At 60.6% G+C, this 23,297-nt stretch carries 21 protein-coding genes; 6 read left to right on the plus strand and 15 right to left on the minus strand.

The window, feature by feature from the left end; all coding sequences use genetic code 11:
- Nucleotides 1-2: 2 nt before the first annotated feature.
- The 10 genes from CWM54_RS07340 to CWM54_RS07385 all read right to left on the minus strand — a co-directional run bounded on the left by CWM54_RS07340 (nt 3) and on the right by CWM54_RS07385 (nt 9,215).
- On the minus strand, nt 3-557 hold the full coding sequence (locus tag CWM54_RS07340; protein WP_008804532.1) for a DsbE family thiol:disulfide interchange protein: 555 nt from the start codon (nt 555-557) through the stop codon (nt 3-5).
- Complete coding sequence (locus tag CWM54_RS07345; protein ID WP_100696601.1) at nt 554-2,506, minus strand: heme lyase CcmF/NrfE family subunit; 1,953 nt, start codon at nt 2,504-2,506, stop codon at nt 554-556. The genes CWM54_RS07340 and CWM54_RS07345 overlap by 4 nt, the downstream gene beginning before the upstream one ends.
- Complete coding sequence (gene ccmE / locus CWM54_RS07350) at nt 2,503-2,961, minus strand: cytochrome c maturation protein CcmE (RefSeq protein ID WP_004143391.1); 459 nt, start codon at nt 2,959-2,961, stop codon at nt 2,503-2,505. Before ccmE ends, CWM54_RS07345 begins: the two co-directional genes overlap by 4 nt.
- Nucleotides 2,945-3,175, minus strand: a complete 231-nt coding sequence (gene ccmD / locus CWM54_RS07355; protein WP_002908220.1) for a heme exporter protein CcmD — start codon at nt 3,173-3,175, stop codon at nt 2,945-2,947. The genes ccmE and ccmD overlap by 17 nt, the downstream gene beginning before the upstream one ends.
- On the minus strand, nt 3,172-3,909 hold the full coding sequence (locus tag CWM54_RS07360) for a heme ABC transporter permease (protein WP_100696603.1): 738 nt from the start codon (nt 3,907-3,909) through the stop codon (nt 3,172-3,174). The genes ccmD and CWM54_RS07360 overlap by 4 nt, the downstream gene beginning before the upstream one ends.
- A 49-nt stretch (nt 3,910-3,958) precedes the next feature.
- Nucleotides 3,959-4,618 (minus strand): heme exporter protein CcmB, encoded by a 660-nt coding sequence (ccmB, locus tag CWM54_RS07365; RefSeq protein ID WP_012541449.1) that lies wholly within the window; start codon nt 4,616-4,618, stop codon nt 3,959-3,961.
- The gene (gene ccmA, locus CWM54_RS07370) at nt 4,615-5,238 is read right to left on the minus strand and encodes a cytochrome c biogenesis heme-transporting ATPase CcmA (RefSeq protein WP_100696605.1); all 624 of its coding nucleotides are present in this window, start codon (nt 5,236-5,238) and stop codon (nt 4,615-4,617) included. Before ccmA ends, ccmB begins: the two co-directional genes overlap by 4 nt.
- Before the next feature lie 83 nt (nt 5,239-5,321).
- Entirely contained in the window at nt 5,322-6,662 is a 1,341-nt protein-coding gene (locus CWM54_RS07375) for a c-type cytochrome (RefSeq protein ID WP_165785895.1), read from the minus strand.
- A gap of 10 nt (nt 6,663-6,672) precedes the next feature.
- Nucleotides 6,673-8,457 carry a GMC family oxidoreductase gene (locus CWM54_RS07380; protein ID WP_100696607.1) on the minus strand — a complete coding sequence of 595 codons (1,785 nt, stop codon included), beginning with the start codon at nt 8,455-8,457 and terminating at the stop codon, nt 6,673-6,675.
- Nucleotides 8,458-8,459: 2 nt separating this feature from the next.
- Nucleotides 8,460-9,215, minus strand: a complete 756-nt coding sequence (locus CWM54_RS07385) for a gluconate 2-dehydrogenase subunit 3 family protein (protein ID WP_165785896.1) — start codon at nt 9,213-9,215, stop codon at nt 8,460-8,462.
- Between the two features lie 501 nt (nt 9,216-9,716).
- Here CWM54_RS07385 and CWM54_RS07390 point away from each other — a divergent pair.
- Entirely contained in the window at nt 9,717-10,088 is a 372-nt protein-coding gene (locus CWM54_RS07390; RefSeq protein WP_061154292.1) for a VOC family protein, read from the plus strand.
- A 60-nt stretch (nt 10,089-10,148) separates the two neighbouring features.
- Here the strand turns inward: CWM54_RS07390 and CWM54_RS07395 are convergent, their stop codons facing one another.
- The 4 genes from CWM54_RS07395 to CWM54_RS07410 all read right to left on the minus strand — a co-directional run bounded on the left by CWM54_RS07395 (nt 10,149) and on the right by CWM54_RS07410 (nt 15,251).
- The gene (locus CWM54_RS07395) at nt 10,149-10,832 is read right to left on the minus strand and encodes a YrhA family protein (RefSeq protein WP_100696611.1); all 684 of its coding nucleotides are present in this window, start codon (nt 10,830-10,832) and stop codon (nt 10,149-10,151) included.
- A 423-nt stretch (nt 10,833-11,255) separates the two neighbouring features.
- The gene (locus CWM54_RS07400; RefSeq protein WP_032733183.1) at nt 11,256-12,326 is read right to left on the minus strand and encodes an ABC transporter ATP-binding protein; all 1,071 of its coding nucleotides are present in this window, start codon (nt 12,324-12,326) and stop codon (nt 11,256-11,258) included.
- A complete protein-coding gene (locus CWM54_RS07405) occupies nt 12,319-14,088 on the minus strand; it encodes an ABC transporter permease (RefSeq protein WP_100696613.1) in 1,770 nt (589 codons plus the stop codon). The genes CWM54_RS07400 and CWM54_RS07405 overlap by 8 nt, the downstream gene beginning before the upstream one ends.
- A gap of 74 nt (nt 14,089-14,162) precedes the next feature.
- Nucleotides 14,163-15,251 carry an ABC transporter substrate-binding protein gene (locus tag CWM54_RS07410; protein WP_100630638.1) on the minus strand — a complete coding sequence of 363 codons (1,089 nt, stop codon included), beginning with the start codon at nt 15,249-15,251 and terminating at the stop codon, nt 14,163-14,165.
- Between the two features lie 297 nt (nt 15,252-15,548).
- Between CWM54_RS07410 and CWM54_RS07420 the strand changes: the two genes are divergently transcribed.
- Nucleotides 15,549-16,628, plus strand: a complete 1,080-nt coding sequence (locus tag CWM54_RS07420; RefSeq protein WP_061154289.1) for a malate/lactate/ureidoglycolate dehydrogenase — start codon at nt 15,549-15,551, stop codon at nt 16,626-16,628.
- Nucleotides 16,629-16,873: 245 nt separating this feature from the next.
- Nucleotides 16,874-19,024 (plus strand): formate dehydrogenase subunit alpha, encoded by a 2,151-nt coding sequence (gene fdhF, locus CWM54_RS07425; RefSeq protein ID WP_100696615.1) that lies wholly within the window; start codon nt 16,874-16,876, stop codon nt 19,022-19,024.
- A gap of 40 nt (nt 19,025-19,064) precedes the next feature.
- Here the strand turns inward: fdhF and CWM54_RS07430 are convergent, their stop codons facing one another.
- A complete protein-coding gene (locus tag CWM54_RS07430; RefSeq protein ID WP_074385594.1) occupies nt 19,065-20,222 on the minus strand; it encodes a M20 aminoacylase family protein in 1,158 nt (385 codons plus the stop codon).
- Nucleotides 20,223-20,518: 296 nt separating this feature from the next.
- On the opposite strand from CWM54_RS07430, the gene CWM54_RS07435 reads away from it, so the two are divergent.
- The 3 genes from CWM54_RS07435 to CWM54_RS07445 all read left to right on the plus strand — a co-directional run bounded on the left by CWM54_RS07435 (nt 20,519) and on the right by CWM54_RS07445 (nt 23,255).
- Entirely contained in the window at nt 20,519-21,718 is a 1,200-nt protein-coding gene (locus CWM54_RS07435; protein WP_061154286.1) for an MFS transporter, read from the plus strand.
- A gap of 180 nt (nt 21,719-21,898) precedes the next feature.
- Nucleotides 21,899-22,483, plus strand: coding sequence for a TetR/AcrR family transcriptional regulator (locus tag CWM54_RS07440; RefSeq protein WP_061154285.1), 585 nt, complete (start codon nt 21,899-21,901; stop codon nt 22,481-22,483).
- 199 nt (nt 22,484-22,682) lie between these two features.
- A complete protein-coding gene (locus tag CWM54_RS07445) occupies nt 22,683-23,255 on the plus strand; it encodes a DUF308 domain-containing protein (RefSeq protein ID WP_100696618.1) in 573 nt (190 codons plus the stop codon).
- Nucleotides 23,256-23,297 lie beyond the last annotated feature (42 nt).

Below are 23,297 nucleotides of genomic sequence, written 5' to 3' on the forward strand. Positions count from 1 at the left end.
CATCAGCCCGCCCTCCGGTTATATTGATCCCACAGCGGCTGGAGCTCCTCGCGCCACACCCGTTCGTTCAGGTCGCCGGCGTGCCGCCAGCGGATGATCCCCTGACCGTCGATGAGAAACGTCTCCGGCGCGCCATAAACGCCCAGGTCCAGGCCAAGCATGCCGTTGCCGTCGTACAGGCTCAGCATGTACGGGTTCCCCAGGCGCTGCAGCCAGCTCATCGCCTTCTGCCGATCATCTTTATAGTTCATCCCCACCACCCGCACGCCCTGCTGCGCCAGGCCGTTGAGAAACTGATGCTCGGCGCGACAGGTTGGACACCAGGTGGCCCAGACGTTAAGCAGCAGCGGCTTGCCGTCAATCAGCGTGCGCCGGTCCAGCGTCTGACCGGGGGTATTCAGCGCTTCAAGGCGAAATTCCGGCAGCGGTTTGCCAATCAGCGCCGACTCGAGGGTCGTCGGGTCATCGCCATCGGCGTTGCGCATCAGCTGCCAGAACAGCGCGGCGGCCAGCGCCAGAAACAGCACCAGCGGGATAAACAGTAGCTTCCGGTTCATGAGGCCTCCTGCAGCTTCTTACGCATCCGGTAGCGCGGGTCGAGCATGCAGCACAGACCGCCGAGGGCCATCAGCACCCCGCCGTACCAGATCCAGCGAACGAACGGTTTATAGTACAGACGCACCGCCCAGCTGCCGTCGCTCAGCTCTTCCCCCAGCGCGGCGTACAGATCGCGGGTCAGCCCGCCGCTGATCGCCGCCTCGGTCATCATCATCCGGCTGGCGGTGTAAAAGCGCTTCTCGGCATACAGCGTCGCTTCCGGGCGGCCGTTGCGGGTCACGGCAATAATGCCTTCGCCGCCGGTCCAGTTGGGGCCGACGATATTGCGCACGCCGTTAAACACAAAGTGATAGCGGTGGATATCGATGCTGTCGCCGGGACGCATCCGTACATCGCGCTCCACGCTGTAGTTCTGGCTAAAGGTGATGCCGATAACGGTCACCGCCACGCCAACGTGACCGAGCACCATCCCCCACTGGCTGCGGGTCAGAGTGCGCAGGCCGCGCCAGAAGCCGTGGCGATGGGTGGCCCGTTCGTGAACCTCCATCAGGGCGAAGATCAGCACCCACAGGGCCATCATCAGGCCGATGACCGCCATGGCGGTGATACGGTCCTGCAGCAGCCACGGCAGCGTCAGGGAAAGTGACAACGTCACCACCAGCGCGACCACCAGGCGCTTAATCTGCCTGGCGACGTCATCGCGCCGCCAGCGGATCAGCGGTCCCAGCCCCAGCAGCAGCGCAAACGGCGCCATCAGGGCGGTGAACATGGTATTGAAGAACGGCTCGCCGATGGAGATGCTGCCGAGGCCCAGTTCTTTATGCACCAGCGGCAGCAGCGTTCCGAGGAGCACCACCAGCATCGCGGCCATCAGCAAGATATTGTTGCCAAGCAGGAACGACTCGCGCGACCACAGCGTATGTTCCACCCGCGCGCGCACCCGGCCGCCCTTCAGGGCGTACAGCAGCAGCGACCCGCCGATAGCGACGATCAGCAGTACCAGAATAAACAGCCCGCGTGACGGATCCGAGGCGAAGGCATGCACCGAAACCAGCACCCCGGAGCGCACCAGGAAGGTGCCCAGCAGGCACAGAGAGAAGGCGGCGATGGCCAGCAGCACCGTCCAGGCGCGGAAGCTGCCCCGCTTTTCGGTCACCGCCAGGGAGTGCAGCAGCGCGGTTCCCACCAGCCACGGCATAAACGAGGCGTTTTCCACCGGGTCCCAGAACCACCAGCCGCCCCAGCCCAGTTCGTAATAGGCCCACGCCGAGCCCAGCACGATGCCGAGGGTGAGGAACATCCATGCCGCCTGAGTCCAGGGACGCGACCAGCGCGCCCACGCGGTGTCCAGCCGCCCCGCCAGCAGCGAGGCGATGGCAAAGGCGAAAGCCACCGAGAAGCCGACGTAACCCATATAGAGGATCGGCGGATGGAAAATCATGCCGATATCCTGCAACAGGGGATTGAGGTCGCGGCCATCAATGGGGTACTGCGGCAGGCCGCGGCTGAACGGGTTGGAGGTAAAGAGGATAAACAGCAGGAACCCAAAGGCGATCATCCCCATCACCGCCAGCACCCGGGCGACGGCGTCGAGCGGCATTCGGCGGCTGAATAAGGCGACGGCGAAGGTCCAGACGCTGAGCAGCAGGACCCACAGCAGCAGCGAGCCCTCATGCGCCCCCCAGGTCGCCGCCACCCGATACCACACCGGCAGCGCGCTGTTAGAGTTTTCCGCCACGTAGCGGACGGTAAAGTCGTTGACCACAAAGGCGTGCACCAGCAGCAGGAAGGCGCCGCCGATACAGGCGAACAGCCCGCAGGCCAGCGGCCGCGCCAGGGCCATCAGCCGCCGATCCTGCCGCGCCGCGCCCCACAGGGGATAGACGCTCAGGAGCAGCGCCAGCCCCGCCGCCAGACACAATAAAAAGTTGCCCAGCTCCGGCATCATGGCTGCGCCCCCGTTTTCTCCGGCGTCATGGCGTTTTTCACCTCCGGCGGCGTGTAATTTTCATCATGTTTGGCCAGCACCTGCTGGGCGGTAATATGCCGCTCGCCGTCCAGCACGCCCTGGGCCACCACGCCCTGCCCTTCACGAAACAGGTCCGGCAGAATGCCCTTATAGCTGACGTCCACGACCCCGCGGGCGTCATACAGCTTAAAGCGCACGTCGAGGGTTTGCGGGTCGCGCTGCAGGGAGCCCGGCTGAACGTAGCCCCCCACCCGCAGCCGCTGACCGGTATGGGGTAGCGCCCGGGTTTCCGTTTTGCCGTAGATAATTTCCCCCGGGGTGTAGAACAGATCGATATTGCTGCTCAGGGCGTACAGCGTCAGGCTGACGGTCAGCCCGAGGCCGGCGAGCACCGCCAGCACGATATACAGCCGAGTTTTACGACGCGCTTGCATCCGCGGCCTCCTTGTCATGTTCGCGGGCGGCAGCGATCCGCCGCTCGCGCGCCTGCTGGCGTCGCACCTCATGGAACAGCGCCCGCCGCGCCCACAGGGTGTGCACCGTCAGCAAGCCAAAGGCGGCGACAGCCACGGCCACCGCCAGCCAGACGTACACGGCATAGCCGCCCATATTCAGGAAGGCGGCGAAAGACGAAAAGGCGGGGCTCATCGGGCAGCTCCTTTATTCGCCAGCGCTACCACCCACGGTCGACGGCGCTCCAGCTGCAGGATCAGGTTACGCAGGCGCATCAGGGTCAGCGTGACCGACAGCGCGAGGAAAGCAAAGATACAGATCCGCAGCGGCAGACGCATGCTTGGGTCAATGGTTTGCTGCAGGTTGGTCGAGCCCTGGTGCAGGGTGTTCCACCAGTAGACCGAGTAATGAATGATGGGCAGATTGACCGCCCCGACCAGGACGAGGATCCCCGCCGCGCGCCCGGCCAGTCGCCGGTCGTCAAAGGCGTGCCACAGGGCGATGACCCCGGCATACAGAAACAGCAGCACCAGCTCTGAGGTCAGGCGGGCGTCCCAGATCCACCAGGTCCCCCACATCGGCTTGCCCCATGCCGCGCCGCTGACCAGCGCCACCAGGGTGCAGACCGCCCCCACCGGCGCCAGGGCGGCGATCGCCAGGTCGGCCATTTTGATCTGCCAGACCACCCCGACGAAGGCCGCGACGGCCATCGCCAGGTACAGCCCCATCGACCACATCGCCGCCGGGACGTGAAGGTACATGATCCGGTAGCTTTCCCCCTGCTGATAGTCCGCGGGGGCGAAGCCAAAGCCCCACCCCAGCCCAATGACCAGCAACAGCGCGCTCAACGCCGCCAGCCAGGGGATCCAGCACCCGCACAGGCGGTACAGCCGCTCGGGGATCGCCAGTTGATGTAACGCTTTCCACATAGACGCTTACTCACACGGTTATGATGGCCGCGCCCGCAGGCGCAGCGAATTATTGCACGGTCAGCCGCAGCGCGGCGGCGGTGGCGAACGGACACAGGGTGGCGCTGGCGGTTAAAAACGCCGCCAGCATCGCCAGATAGCCGCTGACCGGGAGCCCGGCGGCCGCCGCCTGGCAGGCTGCGGTGGCGAAAATCAGCAGCGGCACCGCCAGCGGCAGCACCAGCAGGCTCAGCAGGACGCCGCCGCGCTTCAGACCGACCGTCAGGCCAACCCCCACCGCGCCGAGAAAACTGAGCGTCGGGGTGCCGAGCAGCAAGGTCAGCGCCAGCACGCCGGCATCGTGCAGACTCATCCCCAGCAGCAGCGCCGCCAGCGGCGAGACGATCAGCAGCGGCAGGCCGCTCATCATCCAGTGGGCGACCACCTTGACCAGCACCACCGCCGCCAGCGGCGTCGGCAGGAGCAACAGCTGCTCCAGAGAACCGTCCTGCCAGTCGTCGCGAAACAGCCGATCCATCACCAGCAGCGCCGCCAGCAGCGCGGCGACCCACACCACGCCCGGCGCAATCTGCGCCAGCAGCTGCGGCGCAGCGCCGACGCCGAACGGAAACAGGGTGATGACGATCAGAAAGAACCAGAGCGGATTGAGGATCTCCGCCCCGCTGCGCCACGCCAGGCGCAGTTCCCGGGCCAATAGCGCCCGCATCATTGCACGCCTCCAGCGTCGCCGCCGAGGCGCAAGGTGCGCAACGGGCAGCCCAGCGGCCGCAGCGGCTGATGGGTGGTGAGGATCGCGCTTCCCCCCTGCCGGGCGTGCTGCTCCAGGCGGCGGGTCAAGGTTTCCATCGCCGTGGCATCGAGCGCGGTGAACGGCTCATCGAGGATCCACAGCGGCGCGTCGGTTAACCACAAGCGGGTCAGCGCCACCCGGCGCTGCTGCCCGGCGGAGAGCTGGCTCAAGGGGAGGTCTTCATAGCCCGCCAGGCCGACGGCGGCGAGGGCGCTTTCCCGCTGCTGAAGGCGGCTGGCCGGAAAGAAGAAACGCAGGTTTTCATCGGCGGTCAGCGCCGCGTTGACGCCGGGTTTATGGCCCAGCCACAGCAGCTGACGGTGAAATGACTCCCGGACCTTCGCCAGCGGCTGGCCCTGCCAGCTCACCACCCCGCTTTCCGGGCGCGCCAGGCCGCAAAGGATCCGCAGCAGCGAGGTTTTCCCCGCGCCGTTATCACCGGCGACCTGCAGCAGCTCGCCGGAAGCGAGGGACAGCGTCAGCGCCGCAAACAGCGGTCGATCGTCAACGACGCAGGTCAGTCGCTCTGCATGCAGCATGAAGGCAAACTCCTTGATTCAGACAGTATTTTACGTCCTGGCTAAGTATGGGTTGCGCCGCGCGGGCGACGCAACCCTGACGGTTACTGTCCGGCCCCCGGCAGCTTCGAGATATCGGCGTTGCCTAACGCCTTCTCATCGTGCGCCGCGGTCTCCTTACGCACCTTCGCCACATCGCTGGCGCTGACCGCCGGCGCATTGTTGCCCCAGCTGGTGCGGATGAAATTGACCACATCCGCCACCTGCTGGTCGTCCAGACGCCAGCCGAACGACGGCATGGTCAGGTTGGAGACCGCATCTTTCACCGCCGGCGTGGTGCTCCCGGTCAGAACGATATGGATAAGCGAAGTGGCATCTTCGGTCTGTACCACCGGGTTGCCCTTCAGCGACGGGAAGGCGCGTTGGTAGCCCACGCCGTCGGTGCGGTGGCAGGCGGCGCAGTTATCAACGTACAGCGCGGCGCCGGTTTTGCTGTCATTACCCTTCCACAGATCTTTCGCCACGCTGTCTTCCACCGGGGCTGGGGTCTGTTTGCCGCCGCGCGGCGGGAGCGACTTCAGATAGCGGGCGATGGCGGTGATGTCGTCATCAGAGAGATACTGCAGACTGTGCTCCACCACATCGCTCATGCCGCCGAAGACCACCGACTTATCGTTGCGTCCGGTTTTCAGGAACTCGGCCAGTTCGGCTTCGCTCCAGGTTCCCAGACCGTCGCGGTTTTCACCGCGCAGGCTGGAGGCAACCCAGCCGTCAATCGGCGCATTGCTGCCCGCCAGGTAATCATCGCCTTCGCTTTCGCTCAGCGCTTTTTCCTGCATCGTCAGACTGCGCGGGGTATGGCAGGCGCCGCAGTGGCCCAGGCCTTCCACCAGATAGCGGCCGCGCTCCAGCACCGGGTCAACCTGCGGGTTGGCGACAAAGTCGCTCGGCGTCGGGGCAAAGATGCCGCGCCAGAACGCCAGCGGCCAGCGCATCGACAGCGGCCACGGGATGTCGGTGTCCTTGTTGGCGGCATTCACCGGTTCCACGCCATGCATAAAGTAGGCGTACATGGCGCGCATGTCCGCTTCACTGATCCGCGCGAACGAGGGATACGGCATCGCCGGATAGAGCGTGGAACCGTCTTTCCGCACGCCCTTGCGCACCGCGTCGTCGAACTCTTCGAAGGTGTACCCGCCGATGCCGTGTTCTTTATCCGGCGTGATATTAGTGGAGTAGATGGTGCCGATCGGCGTCTCCATCGGCAGACCGCCGGCGAAAGGTTTCCCCGCTTTGCCGTTGGTGTGGCAGGCGACACAGTCCCCCGCCCGCGCCAGATACTCCCCCTGCTTAATCAGATTGCTGTCCGCAGGCGCCTCTTCGGCAAAAGCCGCGCAGCTCAATGCCCCAAGCACCAGGGCCGATAACCATTGCATTTTCATCATCTGCCTTCCTTTATGCCTGCACCAGGGGTCCCGGATTTTTCAGATACTGCTCGCGGATCGCCTTCGCTGACCAGTAGGCCAGCGCGGCCACCGTGCCGGTTGGGTTGTAGCCCAGCCCCTGCGGGAACGCGGAGGCGCCGATGACGAAGACGTTATGCACGTCCCAGCTTTGCAGATAACGGTTCACGGCGCTGGTTTTCGGATCTTCCCCCATCACCGCCCCACCGTTCATATGGGTGGTCTGGTAGCTGGTGGTATCAAAGTGGCTGTTGACGTTTTTCGGGCTGCCGAGGATATATTTCGGCTTCATCGCTTTGGCGATCGGCGCCATCTTGTCGAACATAAACTGCGCCATCTTGATGTCGTTTTCCTGCCAGTCGAAGGTCATGCGCAGCAGCGGCTGGCCAAAGACGTTTTTGTAGTTCGGATCAAGATCGAGGTAGTTCTGCCGATAGGACTGGTGCGCGCCGTGGGCATCCATCGACAAGTGATGGGTGTAGGTATCGGCTACCGCCGCTTTCCATTTGCTGCCCCACGCCGGGGTGCCCGGCGGTACCGGGAAACCGGAGATAGGCTTGGTCCCGGCCTGGTTGACCCAGAATGGCGAACCGCCGACAAAGCCGGCCGTGCCGTGGTCGAAGTTGTCGGCGTTGAAGTCGTCGACGCCGACGCCGTTGCCGCCCGCGCCGATAAACGGGTTGGTATAGGTGTCTTTGTCGAAAATGGCCTTGATGGTGGTCATGTTCTGGTAGGCGAAGTTACGCCCCACCACCCCTTCGCCGGTCTCCGGATTGTAGGGTTTGCCGATCCCGGAGAGCAGCATCAGGTGCACATTGTGGAACTGGAAGGCGCCGATAATCACCAGGTCCGCCGGCTGTTCCATTTCGCGCCCCTGGCCGTCGACGTAGGTCACGCCGGTGGCGCGGGATTTGTCGTCGGTCAGGTTGACCTTCAGCACGTTGGCGTTGGTCCGCAGTTCAAAGCGTTTTTCCTGGCGCAGCGCCGGCAGGATGTTCACGTTCGGCGAGGCTTTGGAGTACATGTAGCAGGCGTAGCCGCTGCAGAAACCGCAGAAGTTGCACGGGCCCATCTGCGCGCCGTAGGGGTTGGTATAGGAGTCGGAAGTGTTGGCCGACGGCAGGTTATAGGGGTGATACCCCACTTCCAGCGCCGCTTTTTCAAACAGCTGCGCCGACCAGGTGTTTTTCTGCGCCGGCAGCGGGAAGTCGTCTGAGCGGTCCGGGGCGAAGGCGTTGCCGCCGCGGCCTTTGCCGACCACCTTGCCTTTGATCGACCAGGCGGTCCCGGAGGTGCCGAACACTTTTTCCGCTTTATCGAAGAACGGTTCCAGCTCGTCGTAGGTGACACCGAAATCCTGGATGATCATATCCTGGGGAATGAAGTTTTTGCCGTAGCGTTCTTCATAGTGGCTGCGCATCCGCAGTTCGATGGGATCGACGCGGAAATGGACGCCGGACCAGTGCAGCCCGGCGCCGCCCACGCCGGTACCCGGCAGGAAGGCCGCCAGTTGGCGATACGGCACCGCCTGCTGGCTGGTGTTATGCCGGATGGTAACGGTGCTTTTCGACAGATCCTGGAATAGCTTGCGGCGGATGTTGTAGGTCAGCTCGTCAATCACCTGCGGATAGGCGCCGTCCGGCCAGGTATCGCGCATCGGGCCGCGCTCCAGCGCGACGACGTTGAGCCCGGCTTCGGTCAGCTCTTTGGCCATGATCGCCCCAACCCAGCCGAAGCCGACGATCGCGACATCGGTTTTTTTCAATACGGTGGCCATGATTACGCCCTCTCCCCATTAATTGATACCGGTGGGAAGGGATAGCGTTCGCTTCGTTCAACCCAGTCCATAAAGTCGGCGCGCGCGCCGGGAAAATTAATCAGCGTCCAGCCGACCATGCCTTTATTGCCGCCATGGATCGGGTCGCTGAAGAAGCCTTCGCGGGTGTTTTGCAGCAGATAGGAGAAGAACAGCGAGGCCGGCAGCTGTTTGAACTCGGCTTTGCCGGATTCCCACAGGCCGAGCGCCTCGTCCTGCTGCTCGCTGCTCAGTTCAGCGAAGGTTTTGTGATACTTGTCCTGACACCAGGCCTCGGCATCGGCGATCCCGAGGTTATAGATCTGTTTAGGCACCAGCGGCAGCTGATAGCCCATCTCTTTCGGCACGTCGGGGTTGAAGGGACCCTGCATGTACCAGATGGAGCCGGTAGCGTAGGGAGTATTGAGCTGGCGGTCGATAAACTCCGGCACCCCGGCCTCTTTGGCGCCAGGACCGAGTTCATCCGCCGGGATTAAGCGAGCGACGGCGGCGTTGATAAACACCCACTCACGATCGTTGAAGAACTGCGGCTTCCAGTCGCTGGCCGCCGCGGTGTTCCCGGAAGCGGGCTCAGACGTAGGGGCCGCCTGCGCGGTCGCGCTGGTGGCCACGCCAATGGCCCCTGCCCCCGCGCCGCCGATCACCACCGTCGGGATCAGCGCCATCGATTTCACCAGGAAATCACGCCTGGAATTGTTGGTTTTCTCGCTCGACATCATCACATTCCTGTCATTGAAAATTACTGTTTTTGTCGCAGACAAACCCAGTGAATGTCGTGCTGGAACCGATACCATTGCGCTTTCAAACCGCTTAGCGTCTGGCCCGGCCCGGCAAGTCGGATAAAACATCGCCAGAGGCGATATCATTTATAGGGTTATCGTTTGGATAGTAGACGATTCTCAACGAAACGCGGGAAATCGGAGAGAAATTCACCGGAATGTCATCGTGAGAAGGGTGCTGCCATAAACCTTGAGGCGGCAAACCGGCGGCGTAGACACCGCACTGAGCTTACCCATGCGCCAAAAAGAGTGACTTGTATCACAAATGTTATTTTTTGTTTATGGTACATGGCAGATTAAACGTCTGTAAATACTCGTTTTAGGAATAATTAAACAATTTGAGCTGTTAAAAAAGTTACTAACCGTTGTTAATTATTTCCCATCTATTTCCTGGCTGAACCGTTCAGCTGGCCATATCCCGTCCACAGGAGAAGAGAAGATATGTTCGATCATGTGAAATTCGGCGTTAGCGACTATGCCGCGAGCAAAGCGTTCTTTTTACAGGCCCTGGCCCCGCTTGGCGTGACGCTGGTCGGCGAAGGCGAGCCGACCTATGGTGCAGAGCTGGCCGGCAGCGGTGATGCCTCTTTATGTCTCTACCAAAGTGCGGAAAAACCGGCGCCGCTGCATATCGCCTTTCGCGCCGACAGCCGCGAGCAGGTTGATGCCTTCTGGCAGGCGGCGCTGGCCGCCGGAGGAAAGGACAACGGCGCGCCGGGGTTACGGCCAAACTACCACGCCAGTTATTACGCCGCCTTTGTGATTGCGCCAGACGGGCACAATATTGAAGCCGTGTGCCATCTGGCGGGGTAAGCCGAGCGGAAAAAAATTCCCACGTCCGTGGGAAACGCTGAAGGTATGGATGTCTCGGATTTAGCTGACCGGCTCAATAAGGGCGGACAACAGTCCGTTGAAGTGGGTATGTGACTCAATGACATAATCCGAGGAGACTTTATCGCGGATTTCGAAACGGTCATCTGTGAAGCTGTAGACAATCACGGACATGCCCTCTTCACCAATCACTACTTTGTCATTGAGGTTCGGATCGACATAGATTTCGTTAATACGCGTCTCAAAGTTTCGAACAAAGATATTCGACCATGCAGGTTCACCGTTCTCTGCCTGCACCAGGCTGTACAATGTCATGCCATTGTACTCACCCCCATCCATAATATTGAACATATCCGCGTAGTCCGGCCGACTAATCAATAGTCGTTGAATATCCTTATAGACCCTTCTTTTCTTGTCCTCCCATTCAACAGGCGCGACTTTGTGCATTAAATCTGCCATGACATCTGGGTCTACAGGGTCGGCTACGGGATAATTACCTTCCACCATCAGCGACTTCAGGTTACCAATCGTGAAATAGCGCTTTAGCTGGGCGGGGAATAAAACTGGCATTGCGATTGTTTTTCCTTTCTCGTCGCAAAACTCGACCAGATAGCCAGTTGTTGGCGTATTAAAAACCATAACAATCGTACCAAGCGTTCCTTTTACTAGCCCTTCATTCGGTAAATCCTCACCTAAAACCACAACGTCTAATTCGGCTCTTTTCATTTTAATTTCCTTATCAAACGAAAACAGGCCCCACACGTGTGGGGAAGACCCGAACAGGGAACCGGAGAGTTTTTCTTTTTTAGACACACCCCCACACACGTGGGGAAGACAGTCCATATACTCTGACAAAACCATGCTTAACAGAAACACCCCCACGCATGTGGGGAAGACACCAGCATATTGTGTCTAGCGGCGTATTAAAATACCAGATTTACGATAGTTGCACTCCGCAGGCTTTCCGCATCAGCATCAACATTTATCAAACGAAAGAGTATGTCCCCATATCACCACCGTCGACTTGCTGCTGACCAGGACCGATATACCCTACTTGCCTGCCCGGCCCGTAGCCGGGGGCAAAGCGCTTTTGTCATCCCCAGAACGTAGCGCGTCATCCTGGCGGTTGCCTTCCGTGGCTTCGCGTAGTTACTTCTGCGGAAAAATCCACACATCCTCCGCCGGGAGCGTCAGATGGCAGTGTTCGGCATCGCGCAGCGCCGTTCCGTAGGCGCGCAGCGGAAAGTCGTCGCCTTCGGTACGGAACAGGTACTCCCAGCGGTCGCCAAGGTACATGCTGGTCAGCAGCGGTAGCTGGAGGCTATTATCCTGCGCTGCGCCGTCGAGACGCAGACGCTCGACGCGGATCACCGCCGTCGCCGGTTGGCCGACGCTGACCCCCTCGCCAGCTCGTCCCCACAGCGTCCAGCTGGCGCCTTCAACCCTCGCACGACCGTTTTCCAGCGCCGTCACCTTACCGTGCAGGCGGTTATTGCTGCCCATAAACTCGGCGGCGAACAGCGTCGCCGGGCTGCCGTACATCTCCTGCGGCGTCCCCTGCTGCTCAATTACGCCATTGTTCAGCAGCAGAATACGATCGGAGATGGCCATTGCTTCATTTTGATCGTGGGTGACCATCAGCGCCGACAGGCCCAGCTTGATGATCAGCTCGCGCAGAAACACCCGCGCCTCTTCGCGCAGCTTGGCGTCAAGGTTGGAGAGCGGTTCATCCAGCAGGATCACCGGCGGGTTGTAGACCAGCGCCCGGCCGATGGCCACCCGCTGCTGCTGGCCGCCGGAGAGCTGGTGCGGATGGCGGTTGCCGAGGTGCCCCAACCCCAGTTGATCCAGCACGCGCTGCACCCGCTCTTTTATCTCCCCGGCGGCGACTTTACGCAGCTTCAGCGGATAGGCCACGTTGTCGAACACCGTTTTGTGCGGCCACAGGGCATAGGACTGAAAGACCAGGCCCAGGTTACGCTCTTCGGCCGGGATTTCGCTGCGCGGAGTACCGTCGTACACCGTGCGGTTGCCGATGGCGATCCGCCCGCTCGTCGGCTTCTCCAGCCCGGCTACCGCCCGCAGTAGCGTGGTTTTGCCGCTTCCCGAAGGCCCCAGCAGCGATACCACCTCCCCCCGGCCAAGCGTCATGGACACCCCCTTCAGCACCGGGTTGTCGCCATAGGTGAGATGCAGATTTTCTACCGATAACTCAATCATGTAATTTCACTCCAAAGCGCAGGGCGATGCCAAGGCCAATCACCACCAGCAGAATATTGATAAAGGAGAGCGCCGCGACGATATCGATGGCCCCCGCCGCCCACAGCGACACCAGCATCGAGCCGATGGTTTCCGTACCCGGCGACAGCAGATAGACGCCGGTGGAATACTCGCGCTCAAAGATAAGGAACATCAGCAGCCAGGAGCCAATCAGCCCATAGCGCGACAGCGGGACGGTCACGTGGCGGGTGATCTGCCCCCGTGAGGCGCCAGTGCTGCGCGCCGCCTCCTCCAGCTCCGGGCCCACCTGCAGCAGCGTCGAAGAGATGAGCCGCAGACCGTAGGCCATCCACACCACGGTGTAGGCCAGCCAGACGCTGAAGATGGTGTTGCGCAGGGCACGCAGCTGCACGATAACGTGTTCGCGCAGCCAGTCGGCCACCGGCAGCGCTGAGAGCCAGCCGTGCTTCAGCGACTGATCGAGCCACATCGGCACAAACAGGAACACCCACAGGAAGGCCAGACCGGCCAGCAGCCCCGGCACCGCGCGCGGGACCAGCACGCTGTAGTCGAGAAAGCGGGTGACGTTGTCCGCTTTGCGGTGCATGGCGATGCCGACAAACAGATAGCAGACCACCGCCAGCGCGCCGCCGACGATGCCGATAGCCATCGAGTTGACGATCGCCCGCAGCAGGTTGGACTGCTGCCAGATATTGTGGAACGTCGCCAGCGACAGCTCATCCCACAGCGACACGCCGACGCCCCAGTTGGAGATAAAGGCGCGCAGCGCCACGCCGAGCAGCGGTACGCCGATGGTCACCGTCAGCCAGGCCACTACCACCGCCCCGGCCACCCAGCGCCATTTGCCCAGCGGCAGCGCCCGCGCCTGCGACGCCTTGCCCTTCATGGTGACAAAGCGGTTGGCAGTGCGCATCAGCCGACGCTGGAGCATCACCAGCGGGATGGTGATGCAGATCAGCACCACCGCCACCGCCGCCATCAGATGGTAGGAAGGGGTGCCGAGCTTGTTGGTCAGCTTATAGAGATAGGTCGCCAGCACCATGTTGCCCTCAGGGTCGCCCAGCACCAGCATCAGACCGAAAACTTCCAGACCGAGGAAGAAGAGCAGCACGCAGGCGTAAAGAATGGATGGCCGCACCATCGGCAAACTCACCGAGGTCATCACCTGCAGCGGTGTGGCGCCGACGGTGCGCGCCGCCTCTTCCACGTCCGAACCGACGCTGCGCAGCGCCGAGGAGATATAGAGATAGGCGTGCGGAACGTGGGTTAACCCGGCGATGACCACAATGCTGAACATCGAGTAGATATTCCACGGTACAAAGCCGATCAGCTGCTGCGCCCACTGGGAAAAGAAGCCTACCGGCCCGGCGGCCACTACGTAGCCAAAGCCCAGCACCATCGGCGAGACGAAGATCGGCACCAGGATCAGCGGCTCAATGATCCGCCGGCCGGGTAAATCGGTGCGCACCATCAGAAAAGCCAAAATACCGCCCAGCGGAATGGCAATAATCACCAGGCCAAAGGCCAGAATAAACCCTGACCTTAACGCCAGATAAAAATCCGGGTCGGTAAAAATAAAGGCGAACGCTTCCAGACTCCACGATTTGGAGCGGGAAAAGAACGGCGCGGAGAGAAAACTCTGCACCACAATAAATAACAGCGGGACGTAAATCACCAGCGCCGTGATGCACACCACCACGCCGCGCGGCAGCCCCTGCCACTTTCTGCGTAATACATTCATGGTTCATCCCTTTGGTCAGGAGAAAAAACCCGCCGGGTGTGGAATTGGGGCATCAACGATGCCCCTGGGGAGGATTATTTCGCGGCGGCGCTGCGCCATTGTTTAATAAACTGCAGACGTTTTTGCGGCTGTAAATAATCCAGCAGCGTTTCGTTGACCGGGATTGGTTTTAACGCTTTACCCAGCAGAGTAGTCATGCCGTCGATATCATTTTTACCTTCAATATCGCGACGAATAGAGGGAATATCCGCCTGGCTGGCGAGGATCTGCTGGCCTTTTTCCGACAAGACATAATCCAGCCACAATTTCGCCGCATTGGGATGTTCGCTCTCCTGGCTAATAAACGAAACGCGGGAGAGCACCAGCACGTAATCTTTCGGATAGGCGATGCCTAAAGAGGGATCGTTTTTCGCCCGTGCTTCGGCATAGGAGCCAAGAATGTTATAGCCGATCAGGTTTTCGCCAGAGGAGACGCGCTCCATCATCGTGCCGGTGGAAGACTGCACTGTCAGACCGCCTTTAGCGATATTCGCCAGATCGGCAAAATAGTTCGCGTCGGCCTGGCTGTCCTGCACCGCCAGCATAAAGCCGAGGCCCGATTTTTCGATATCGTAGGTGGTGACTTTGCCTTTAAATTTATCGGCCTGGCTGGCGATCAGTTTTGCCAGCGCGGTATGCGAATCCGGAACCTCATTCTGCGGGATCAGCCGTTTGTTATAGATAAACACCACCGGCTCGTAGGTGGTGCCATAGGCTTTCTGCTGCCAGACCGCCCAGTCGGGTAATTGCTTCACCTCCGGCGAGGCATATTGTTCCGCGTATTCGGTAGCTAATTTCAGCGCGGTATCCATCGACGAGCTCCACACTACGTCCCCGCTGCCGCCCCCGGCGGCCTGCTCGCTGATATAGCGGTTATACAGCTCGGTGCTGTTCATGTCGTTATATTCGACTTTGACGCCCGGATATTGCGCTTCAAATCCTTTAATTAACGGTCCGGCCGCTTTGGTATCGGTGGTGGAATAAATAACCACCTTGCCCTCTTTTACGGCGGCATCAACCGTTTTTTGATAATCCGCCGGATAGCCCGCAGGCACCTCCGCCCAGGCGGCACAGGCGAAAACGGCCGTCAGTGAAACCACTAAACCACTTATTTTCTTATACATGATACCAACCTTTAATCATCAATTAATAAACACAAATTTAACATATAGTGGTATCAGCTCCCCTTGCAACGCCGGGGATGGCTTTTTTCTGGCTTTTGTGACACTGGCAGAATTTAAAAATGTGGTGTTTATGGCGTTAATTAAAACGCGATCCCGGCCCGGTTTTTTATCGCCTGTCGCCTGACGCAGACGCAGTGACGTTCCGCTGGAAGCCCCCGCCCTTGACCTTCTGCGCCGGGCGGCGCAGCATAAAACGGCAAACATAACAAAATAACAACAGACTACAGGAGAGAATCAGTGCCAACAGGACACCGCTTTCTGGCGACGGATCTGCATCAGTTTGTCGTCTCACTGTTTACCCATCTCGGCAGTACCTCAGGAGAAGCCACCCTCGTCGCGGACCATCTGATCGCCGCCAATCTTGCCGGGCATGACTCCCACGGCGTCGGGATGATCCCAAGCTACGTGAAATCCCACGCTGGTGGTTTTCTGCAGCTCAACCGCCACGCCACGGTGACCAAAGACGCCGGCGCCGTGGTCACCCTCGACGGCAACGCCGGCTTCGGCCAGGTGGTCGCCCACGAAGCGATGCAGTTAGGCATTGAAAAGGCGAAGCAGCATGGTATGGCGGCAATCGCCCTGCGCAATGCGCATCACGTCGGGCGCATCGGCTACTGGGCCGAGCAGTGCGCCGCCGCCGGGCTGATCTCCATTCACTTCGTCAGCGTGATCGGCGACCCGATGGTCGCCCCGTTCCGCGGGAAGGACAGCCGCTTCGGCACTAACCCGCTGTGCGTGGTGTTTCCCCGCGAGGGCCATCCGCCGCTGCTGCTGGACTACGCCACCAGCGCCATCGCCTTTGGTAAAACCCGCGTCGCCTGGCATAAAGGCGAAGCCGTGGCCCCCGGCTGCCTGATCGACGCCAAAGGGCTCTCCACCACCGACCCGGCGGTGATGCAGACCTCGCCGCTGGGCGCCCTGCTCACCTTCGCCCAGCACAAAGGCTATGCCCTGGCGACGCTGTGCGAAGTGCTCGGCGGGGCGCTCTCCGGGGGGCAAACCACCCATCAGGAAAGCCTGCAGACCAGCGTCGACGCCATCTTTAACTGCATGACCACGGTGATCCTGCGGCCGGACGCGTTCGATGCCCCGGACAGCCAGGCGCAGACGGAGGCCTTTATCGCATGGTGTAAGCAGTCACCGCACGATCCCGATGCCCCGGTGCTGGCGCCCGGCGAATGGGAGGCCGCCAACCGCGAAGCGCGGCTGACTCAGGGGATCCCGCTGGATGCCGGCAGCTGGCATGCTATCTGCGCCGCCGCGCGCGACGTCGGCCTGAGCGAATCGCACTTCGACCGCTGCCGCCCTCTCGCCTAGCCACGTTTACCCCGCAGAGCGTCTGACGTCGGCGCTCTGCGTCATCGTCATTAGTGACGAGGTCACGCTCCCGTCAGTAATCACCTTTCATTTTCCATTATAAATCAATAAATTAAATTCTGGCACAAGACCTGCATAGCGCAGCAGGCCTGCGTCTGCATCACGACCAGGCGTTACCGCGATCGTTGCCCGTCGGGCCCGGCGCGACAGCGATCCTCTGTTCACTGTTAACAGGTCTGTTACTGATGAAAAAAATCACGAGCGTGTGCCCCTACTGCGGGGCGGGTTGCAAACTTAAACTGGTTGTCGACAACAATAAAATCATTCGCGCGGAAGCCGCCGACGGCGTCACCAACCAGAACCAGCTGTGTCTGAAAGGCTACTACGGCTGGGATTTTCTTAACGACACGCAGCTCCTGACGCCCCGTCTCAAACAACCGATGATCCGCTACCAGAAAGGCGGCGCCTTCACGCCGGTCAGCTGGCAGGAGGCGATTCGCTATACCGCCAGCAAGCTCAGGGAGATCAAAGAGAAGCATGGCCCGCGCGCCATCATGACCACCGGCTCCTCGCGCGGCACCGGCAACGAAACCAACTATGTGATGCAAAAGTTCGCCCGTGCGGTGCTGAACACCAATAACGTCGACTGCTGCGCCCGCGTCTGCCACGGCCCCTCCGTCGCCGGACTGCAGCAGGCGCTGGGCAATGGGGCGATGAGCAACTCGATCAGCGATATCGAAAACTCGAAATGCCTGTTGGTCTTTGGCTACAACTGCGCCGACTCCCATCCGATCGTCGCCCGCCGGGTGATCAAAGCCCGGGAAAACGGCGCCAAAATCATCGTCTGCGATCCGCGGCGCATTGAAACCGCGCGCATTGCCGACCGTCATCTGCAGCTCAACAACGGTAGCAACATGGCGCTGGTGAATGCCTTCGGCTATGTACTGCTGGAGGAGGAGCTGTACAACAAAGCCTATGTCGAACGCTATACCGAAGGGCTGGATGCTTACCGCGAAGCGGTGAAGGATTATGCCCCGGAAGCGGTGGAAGGGATTGTCGGGGTCAGCGCGCAGGCGATCCGTGAGGCGATGCGCATCTTCGCCGCGGCCCCTTCCGCCACTATTATGTGGGGCATGGGCGTCACCCAGTTTGGCCAGGCGGTGGACGTGGTGCGCGGTCTGGCAAGCCTGGCGCTGCTCACCGGCAATCTGGGGCGGGCGAACGTCGGCGTGGGGCCGGTCCGCGGGCAAAACAACGTGCAGGGCGCCTGCGATATGGGCGTGCTGCCGAACCTGTTCCCTGGTTATCAGGAGGTCACCGACCCCGCCGTGCGGGAGAAATTCGCCGCCGCCTGGGGTGTCGACCCGACGCTGATGGATGACCAGGTCGGCACCCGCATCACCGAGGTGCCGCATAAAGCGCTGACCGGCGAGATCAAAGCCTACTACATCATGGGTGAAGATCCGCTGCAGACCGAAGCCGACCTCGGCCTGGTGCGCAAAGGCATCGAGGCGCTGGACTTTGTGGTGGTGCAGGACATCTTCATGACCAAAACGGCGGAAATTGCCGATGTCCTGCTGCCGGCCACCTCCTGGGGCGAGCACGGCGGCGTATTCACCTGCGCCGACCGCGGGTTCCAGCGGTTTGAACAGGCGATCCCTCCGGCGGGGAATGTGAAGCGCGACTGGGAGATCATTAGCCTGCTGGCCAGCGAAATGGGTTATCCGATGCACTATGAGAGCAACCAGCAGATCTGGGACGAGATGCGCGAACTCTGCCCGCTGTTCTACGGCGTGACCTGGGAGAAAATGGGCGATATGGGCCATGTCCAGTGGCCGTGCCCGACCCTCGACCACCCCGGCACGCCGTGGCTGTATAAAGACAACCGCTTCGATACCCCATCGGGTAAAGGGCAACTGTTCGCCACCGCCTGGCGCGCGCCGGCGGAGCGCCCGGATGACGAGTGGCCGCTAGTGCTCTGCACCGTGCGGGAGGTGGGGCACTACTCCTGCCGCTCAATGACCGGCAACTGTGCCGCGCTGCAGTCGCTGGCCGACGAGCCGGGACGGGTGCAGATGAATCCGGTGGATGCGCAACGACTGGGGATCGCTGACAAACAGCTGGTGTGGGTCAGCTCCCGGCGCGGGAAGGTGATCACCCGCGCCGACCTCAGCGATCGCATCAATCCGGGGGCGGTCTATATGACCTATCAGTGGTGGGTGGGCGCCTGCAATGAGCTGACCCAGGATAACCTCGATCCGATCTCCAAAACGCCGGAAACCAAATACTGTGCGGTGAAAGTGGAAGCGATTGCCGACCAGCAGTGGGCGGAGCGCTATGCCTGGACGGCCTACAGCGATATGAAGGCGCGACTGAAAGCTGCCGCCGACGTCTGACCTCAGGGAGCGCGCGCGCTCCCTCTGCCGCTGCCGGTGGTTACGCCGCCGGCAGCTGTTTCTCCACCAGCGCCACCCACATGGCCACCCCGGGACTAATCAGCGCATCGTTAAAGTCATAGCTGGCGTTATGCAGCGGCTTCGACGGGGTTTCGCCGTCGGTGCCTATCCAGAAATAGGCTCCCGGACAGGCCTCCAGCATGCAGGCAAAATCTTCGGAGGCCATCGACGGCGCCTGGTTCCAGCGCACCGCTTCCGCGCCGAGGGTGGCGACGGCCACCTCGCGCACCTGCTGCGCCTGCAGCGCATGGTTTTTGGTCACCGGATAACCCGGGAACCAGCTAATCTCACCCTGTACATCGGACACCTGCGGCTGGGTCGCCACATAGCTTTCGATAAGCTCACGCACGCGGGCGCGAACGCGATTGCTCAGACAGCGGAAGGTACCGCGCAGCACCACGGTGTCCGGCAGGACGTTGATCGCCTCGCCGCCGTTTATCTGGGTGATACTGACCACCGCGGAATCCTGCGGCGACAGGCGGCGGGAAGGAATGGTCTGCAGCGCCATAATCAGCTGCGCCGCAGCGACGATGGGATCGGCCCCGCTCTCCGGCATCGCCGCATGACAGCTCTTTCCGCGCAGGGTGATCTCGAAGGCGTCCAGCGAGGCCATCATCGCGCCATCGCTGAGCGCCACTTCGCCAAGGGGGATCCCCGGCCAGTTATGCAGCGCGTAGATGGCGTCCATCGGGAAGCGCTCGAACAACCCCTCTTCCACCATTTTGCGCGCGCCGCCGAGGTTCTCTTCCGCCGGCTGGAAGACAAAGTGGACGGTGCCGCTGAACTGGCGGGTCTGCGCCAGATGGGCGGCGGCCGCCAGCAGCATCGCGGTGTGACCATCGTGGCCGCAGGCGTGCATCACCCCGGGACGGCGTGAGCGATAGCTGACGCTCCCCAGCTCGGTGATCGGCAGGGCGTCCATATCGGCGCGCAGGCCGATGACCGGCCCGGGGCCGTTTTCCAGCGTCGCCACGACGCCGGTGCCGGCCAGCCCGCGGTGTACCTGCAGCCCAAACGAGGCCAGCAGCTCCGCAACGCGGCGCGAGGTTTCCTGCTCCTGATATCCGAGCTCAGGCGCGGCGTGAAATTCACGTCGCCAGCCTGTGGCTTCGGCGATCAGTGACGGCGATACGGCCATGTATTACTCCTTTCCTGCATAGCGTAATGCTGAATAATCGGTCATGCGTCGCGTTTTTTCCCCGTCGCTCACCGGCGTCGGGTCGCTGCCGCTCCCTCCGTTATATCCTGTCGTTAACACGCTGACAACGTCACGAAATGCGGCGGCGGCGCGGCGTACAGCCCTGTCGCCGCCCTGCGGTCCTTTTTTGGTAGTGATTTCAACGGTGACAACGGCCAGGCGATTAATTATTATGCAGCTCAGGACGGCAATTTGCCGAAGGATCCACTACTGACCTCTCCGTCATCGGAAATAAAATGTTTAACCCAGACCAGAATCGTCTTGCCCCCACGCTGGCGATGATCATGGCCGCGTCGCTCGTGGGATTTATCACCGGCTATACGGTGCCGTTAATCAGTCTTGAGCTGGCGCAGCAGCAGATCGCGCCGCTGTACGTCGGCCTGCTGGCCGCCCTGCCGCCCGCCGGCATGATGATCTCCTCTTTCCTCTCTCCTGCGCTGTGCCGGCGCGTTGAAATGGGCGTGCTGCTGAGCGGCAGTCTGATCCTGCTGGCGCTGGCGACCATCGCCTCATGCATGACCACCGATATGACGCTGCTTCTGCTGCCTCGCCTGCTGACCGGCCTGGCCTCCGGAGTCATTATCGTGCTGGGCGAAAGCTGGATCACCGGCGGCGCGGCGGGCAGCCAGCGCGCCACCCTCACCGGCATCTACGCCTCGGCCTTTACCGGCTGCCAGCTGGCCGGGCCGCTGCTGATCTCCGTCGGCCCCGCCTGGCAAGCCTCGGCGCTGATGGCGATCGTCGCGGTCACCGCCGTCTGCCTGCTGATGCTGCGCCATCTGCCCACCGGCACCCGCGAAAGCCTTGGGGAGCGCGCCAGCTGGCGCAGCCTCGGCGCCTTCCTGCCGGTACTCGCCTCCGGGGTGTTCTGCTTCGCCTTCTTCGACGCCAGCATCCTCGCCCTGCTGCCGCTGTACGGCATGGACAAAGGACTCAATGAAGGGATGGCGGTGCTGCTGGTCACCGTGGTGCTCACCGGGGATGCGATGTTCCAGACCCCGCTCGGCTGGCTGGCCGACCGGGTCGGCATTCGCCGCGTGCATCTGACCTGCGCGGTAGTCTTCAGCCTGTCGCTGCTGGCCCTGCCGCTGATGCTCGGCTCGCGCATTCAGCTGATGGCCATTTGCCTGTTGCTGGGCGCCGCGGCGGGCGCGCTTTATACCCTGTCGCTGGTGCGGGCGGGGAAAACCTTCAATGGGCAGAAGCTGATTATGATTAACGCCCTGTTCGGCTTTTTCTGGTCCGCCGGCAGCGTCGCCGGGCCGGTGGTCAGCGGCATGCTGATCGGCATCACCGGTTACGATGGCCTGATCGTCACCCTGGTGGCCAGCGGCGTGCTGTTCCTGTTGATTCAGTGTCTGTGCAAAAACGAGAAAACCCTGCTTGCCAGTGAGCAGGAAGACGAAATGGACGAGGCAACGGAGTCCGCACGGTAGTTTTGCGTGGGGCTGGCCTGGCGCCAGCCCGCTCGCCAGCAACCAGGTTTAAGGCGCTTGCGGGCTGCTGGCAGGAGAGGAAATTTGACAATCTCACTTCCTACCAGTAGGTTGTCCCGGCTGAATAGAACCCGCTGTAGATAGCGCACTTTTTCACCGCAATGATTGCTGGAGCGTGAAATGATCGAACGTTCGCCGAAAGCGCGAGAAATTATGGCCAATACGAGACAGCTGCTCACCGTCGGAGGGTATAAAAGTTTTAGCTATGCCGATCTTGCTGAGCGCGTGGGAATTCGTAAAGCCAGTATCCATCATCATTTTCCCAGCAAAGAAGATTTAGTTCATGCTGTTGTACAGGAGTACCGTGCAGAAGCCCGGGCGGGCATGGAGGCCATGGATCAGCAAATACACGATCCGCTGATCAAAGTGAAAGGGTATGCCGATTTCTGGTCAGCATGTATCAAGGATGGTACTTCGTCATTTTGCATCTGTGTCATGCTTGCTGTTGAGCTTCCGACATTACCTGCCGATATTGCCGCTGAGGTCACTGGCCATTTCAGCGATCTTTCTGACTGGCTGGCATCGTTACTTAGGGCGGGTGAAACCCAGGGCGTTTTCAAACTCAATGAAACGGCGGAAGTAGAAGCCAGAGCCCTGATGGCTGGTATACATGGTGCCATGCTGGCAGCACGGGCATTCAATAATCCGCTGGTGTTTGATCAGATTGCCTGGCCTCTGATAAACAAAATCATAAAAGTCGCCTGACGGTTGCCCGGTGACTTACCGGGCAATACTTGTTGCAAAACGGCCCCTTACCTCTCACACCTCGATAACGCTCTTATGACCTCACCTGGATTGCATCAAAACATGTTGATCTTTTACCTACCTACCAGTAGGTTTACTAACAGAAAGAAGCTCACGCCGATGCTTCGCTTGTCCAACATGCCAGCTTGAGAGGGTTAAAATGACCGACAGTATTCTTCAGGGGAATCAGCAGAACTGGCTCAGACAGTATTATTTTTCCCGCACCATCTTCTCGATTTTATGGGCTGTTTCCACATTTATCGCTGCCCGGCATTCTTATTTTTGGGCGTCATTTTTGTTAATTCTTTATCCCGCCTGGGATGCGATAGCGAATTACATTGATGCTATTAGAAACGGCGGATTCGGCCGTAACCGGATGCAGACCGTCAATATTATCGTAAGCGCCGTCACAACGCTGGCGGTGATATTGGCTATTAACAGCAGCATAAATAATGTGATTCGGATATTCGGTTGCTGGGCAATATTATCAGGCCTACTACAGTTGGGCACAGCGGTTCAGCGCTGGAAAAACTATCGTGCGCAATGGAGCATGATATTAAGTGGCGCCCAGTCTACGTTAGCAGGTGCTTTTTTTCTCTTTCAGTCCCGAACAACAGAACCACCGTCTATAGACAACATTGTAGGTTATGCGGCGTTTGGCGCCTTCTATTTTTGTATTTCAACCGTGTCGCTAACCGTTCGACAAAAAAGAGAAGCACAACAACCAGGCTGAATGCACTTCTCGTTTAGCAAAAATCGTGGACAGAATGAGTTA

The sequence above is a fragment of the Klebsiella sp. D-Nf1 genome (assembly GCF_002810515.1).
Taxonomy (GTDB): domain Bacteria; phylum Pseudomonadota; class Gammaproteobacteria; order Enterobacterales; family Enterobacteriaceae; genus Klebsiella; species Klebsiella variicola.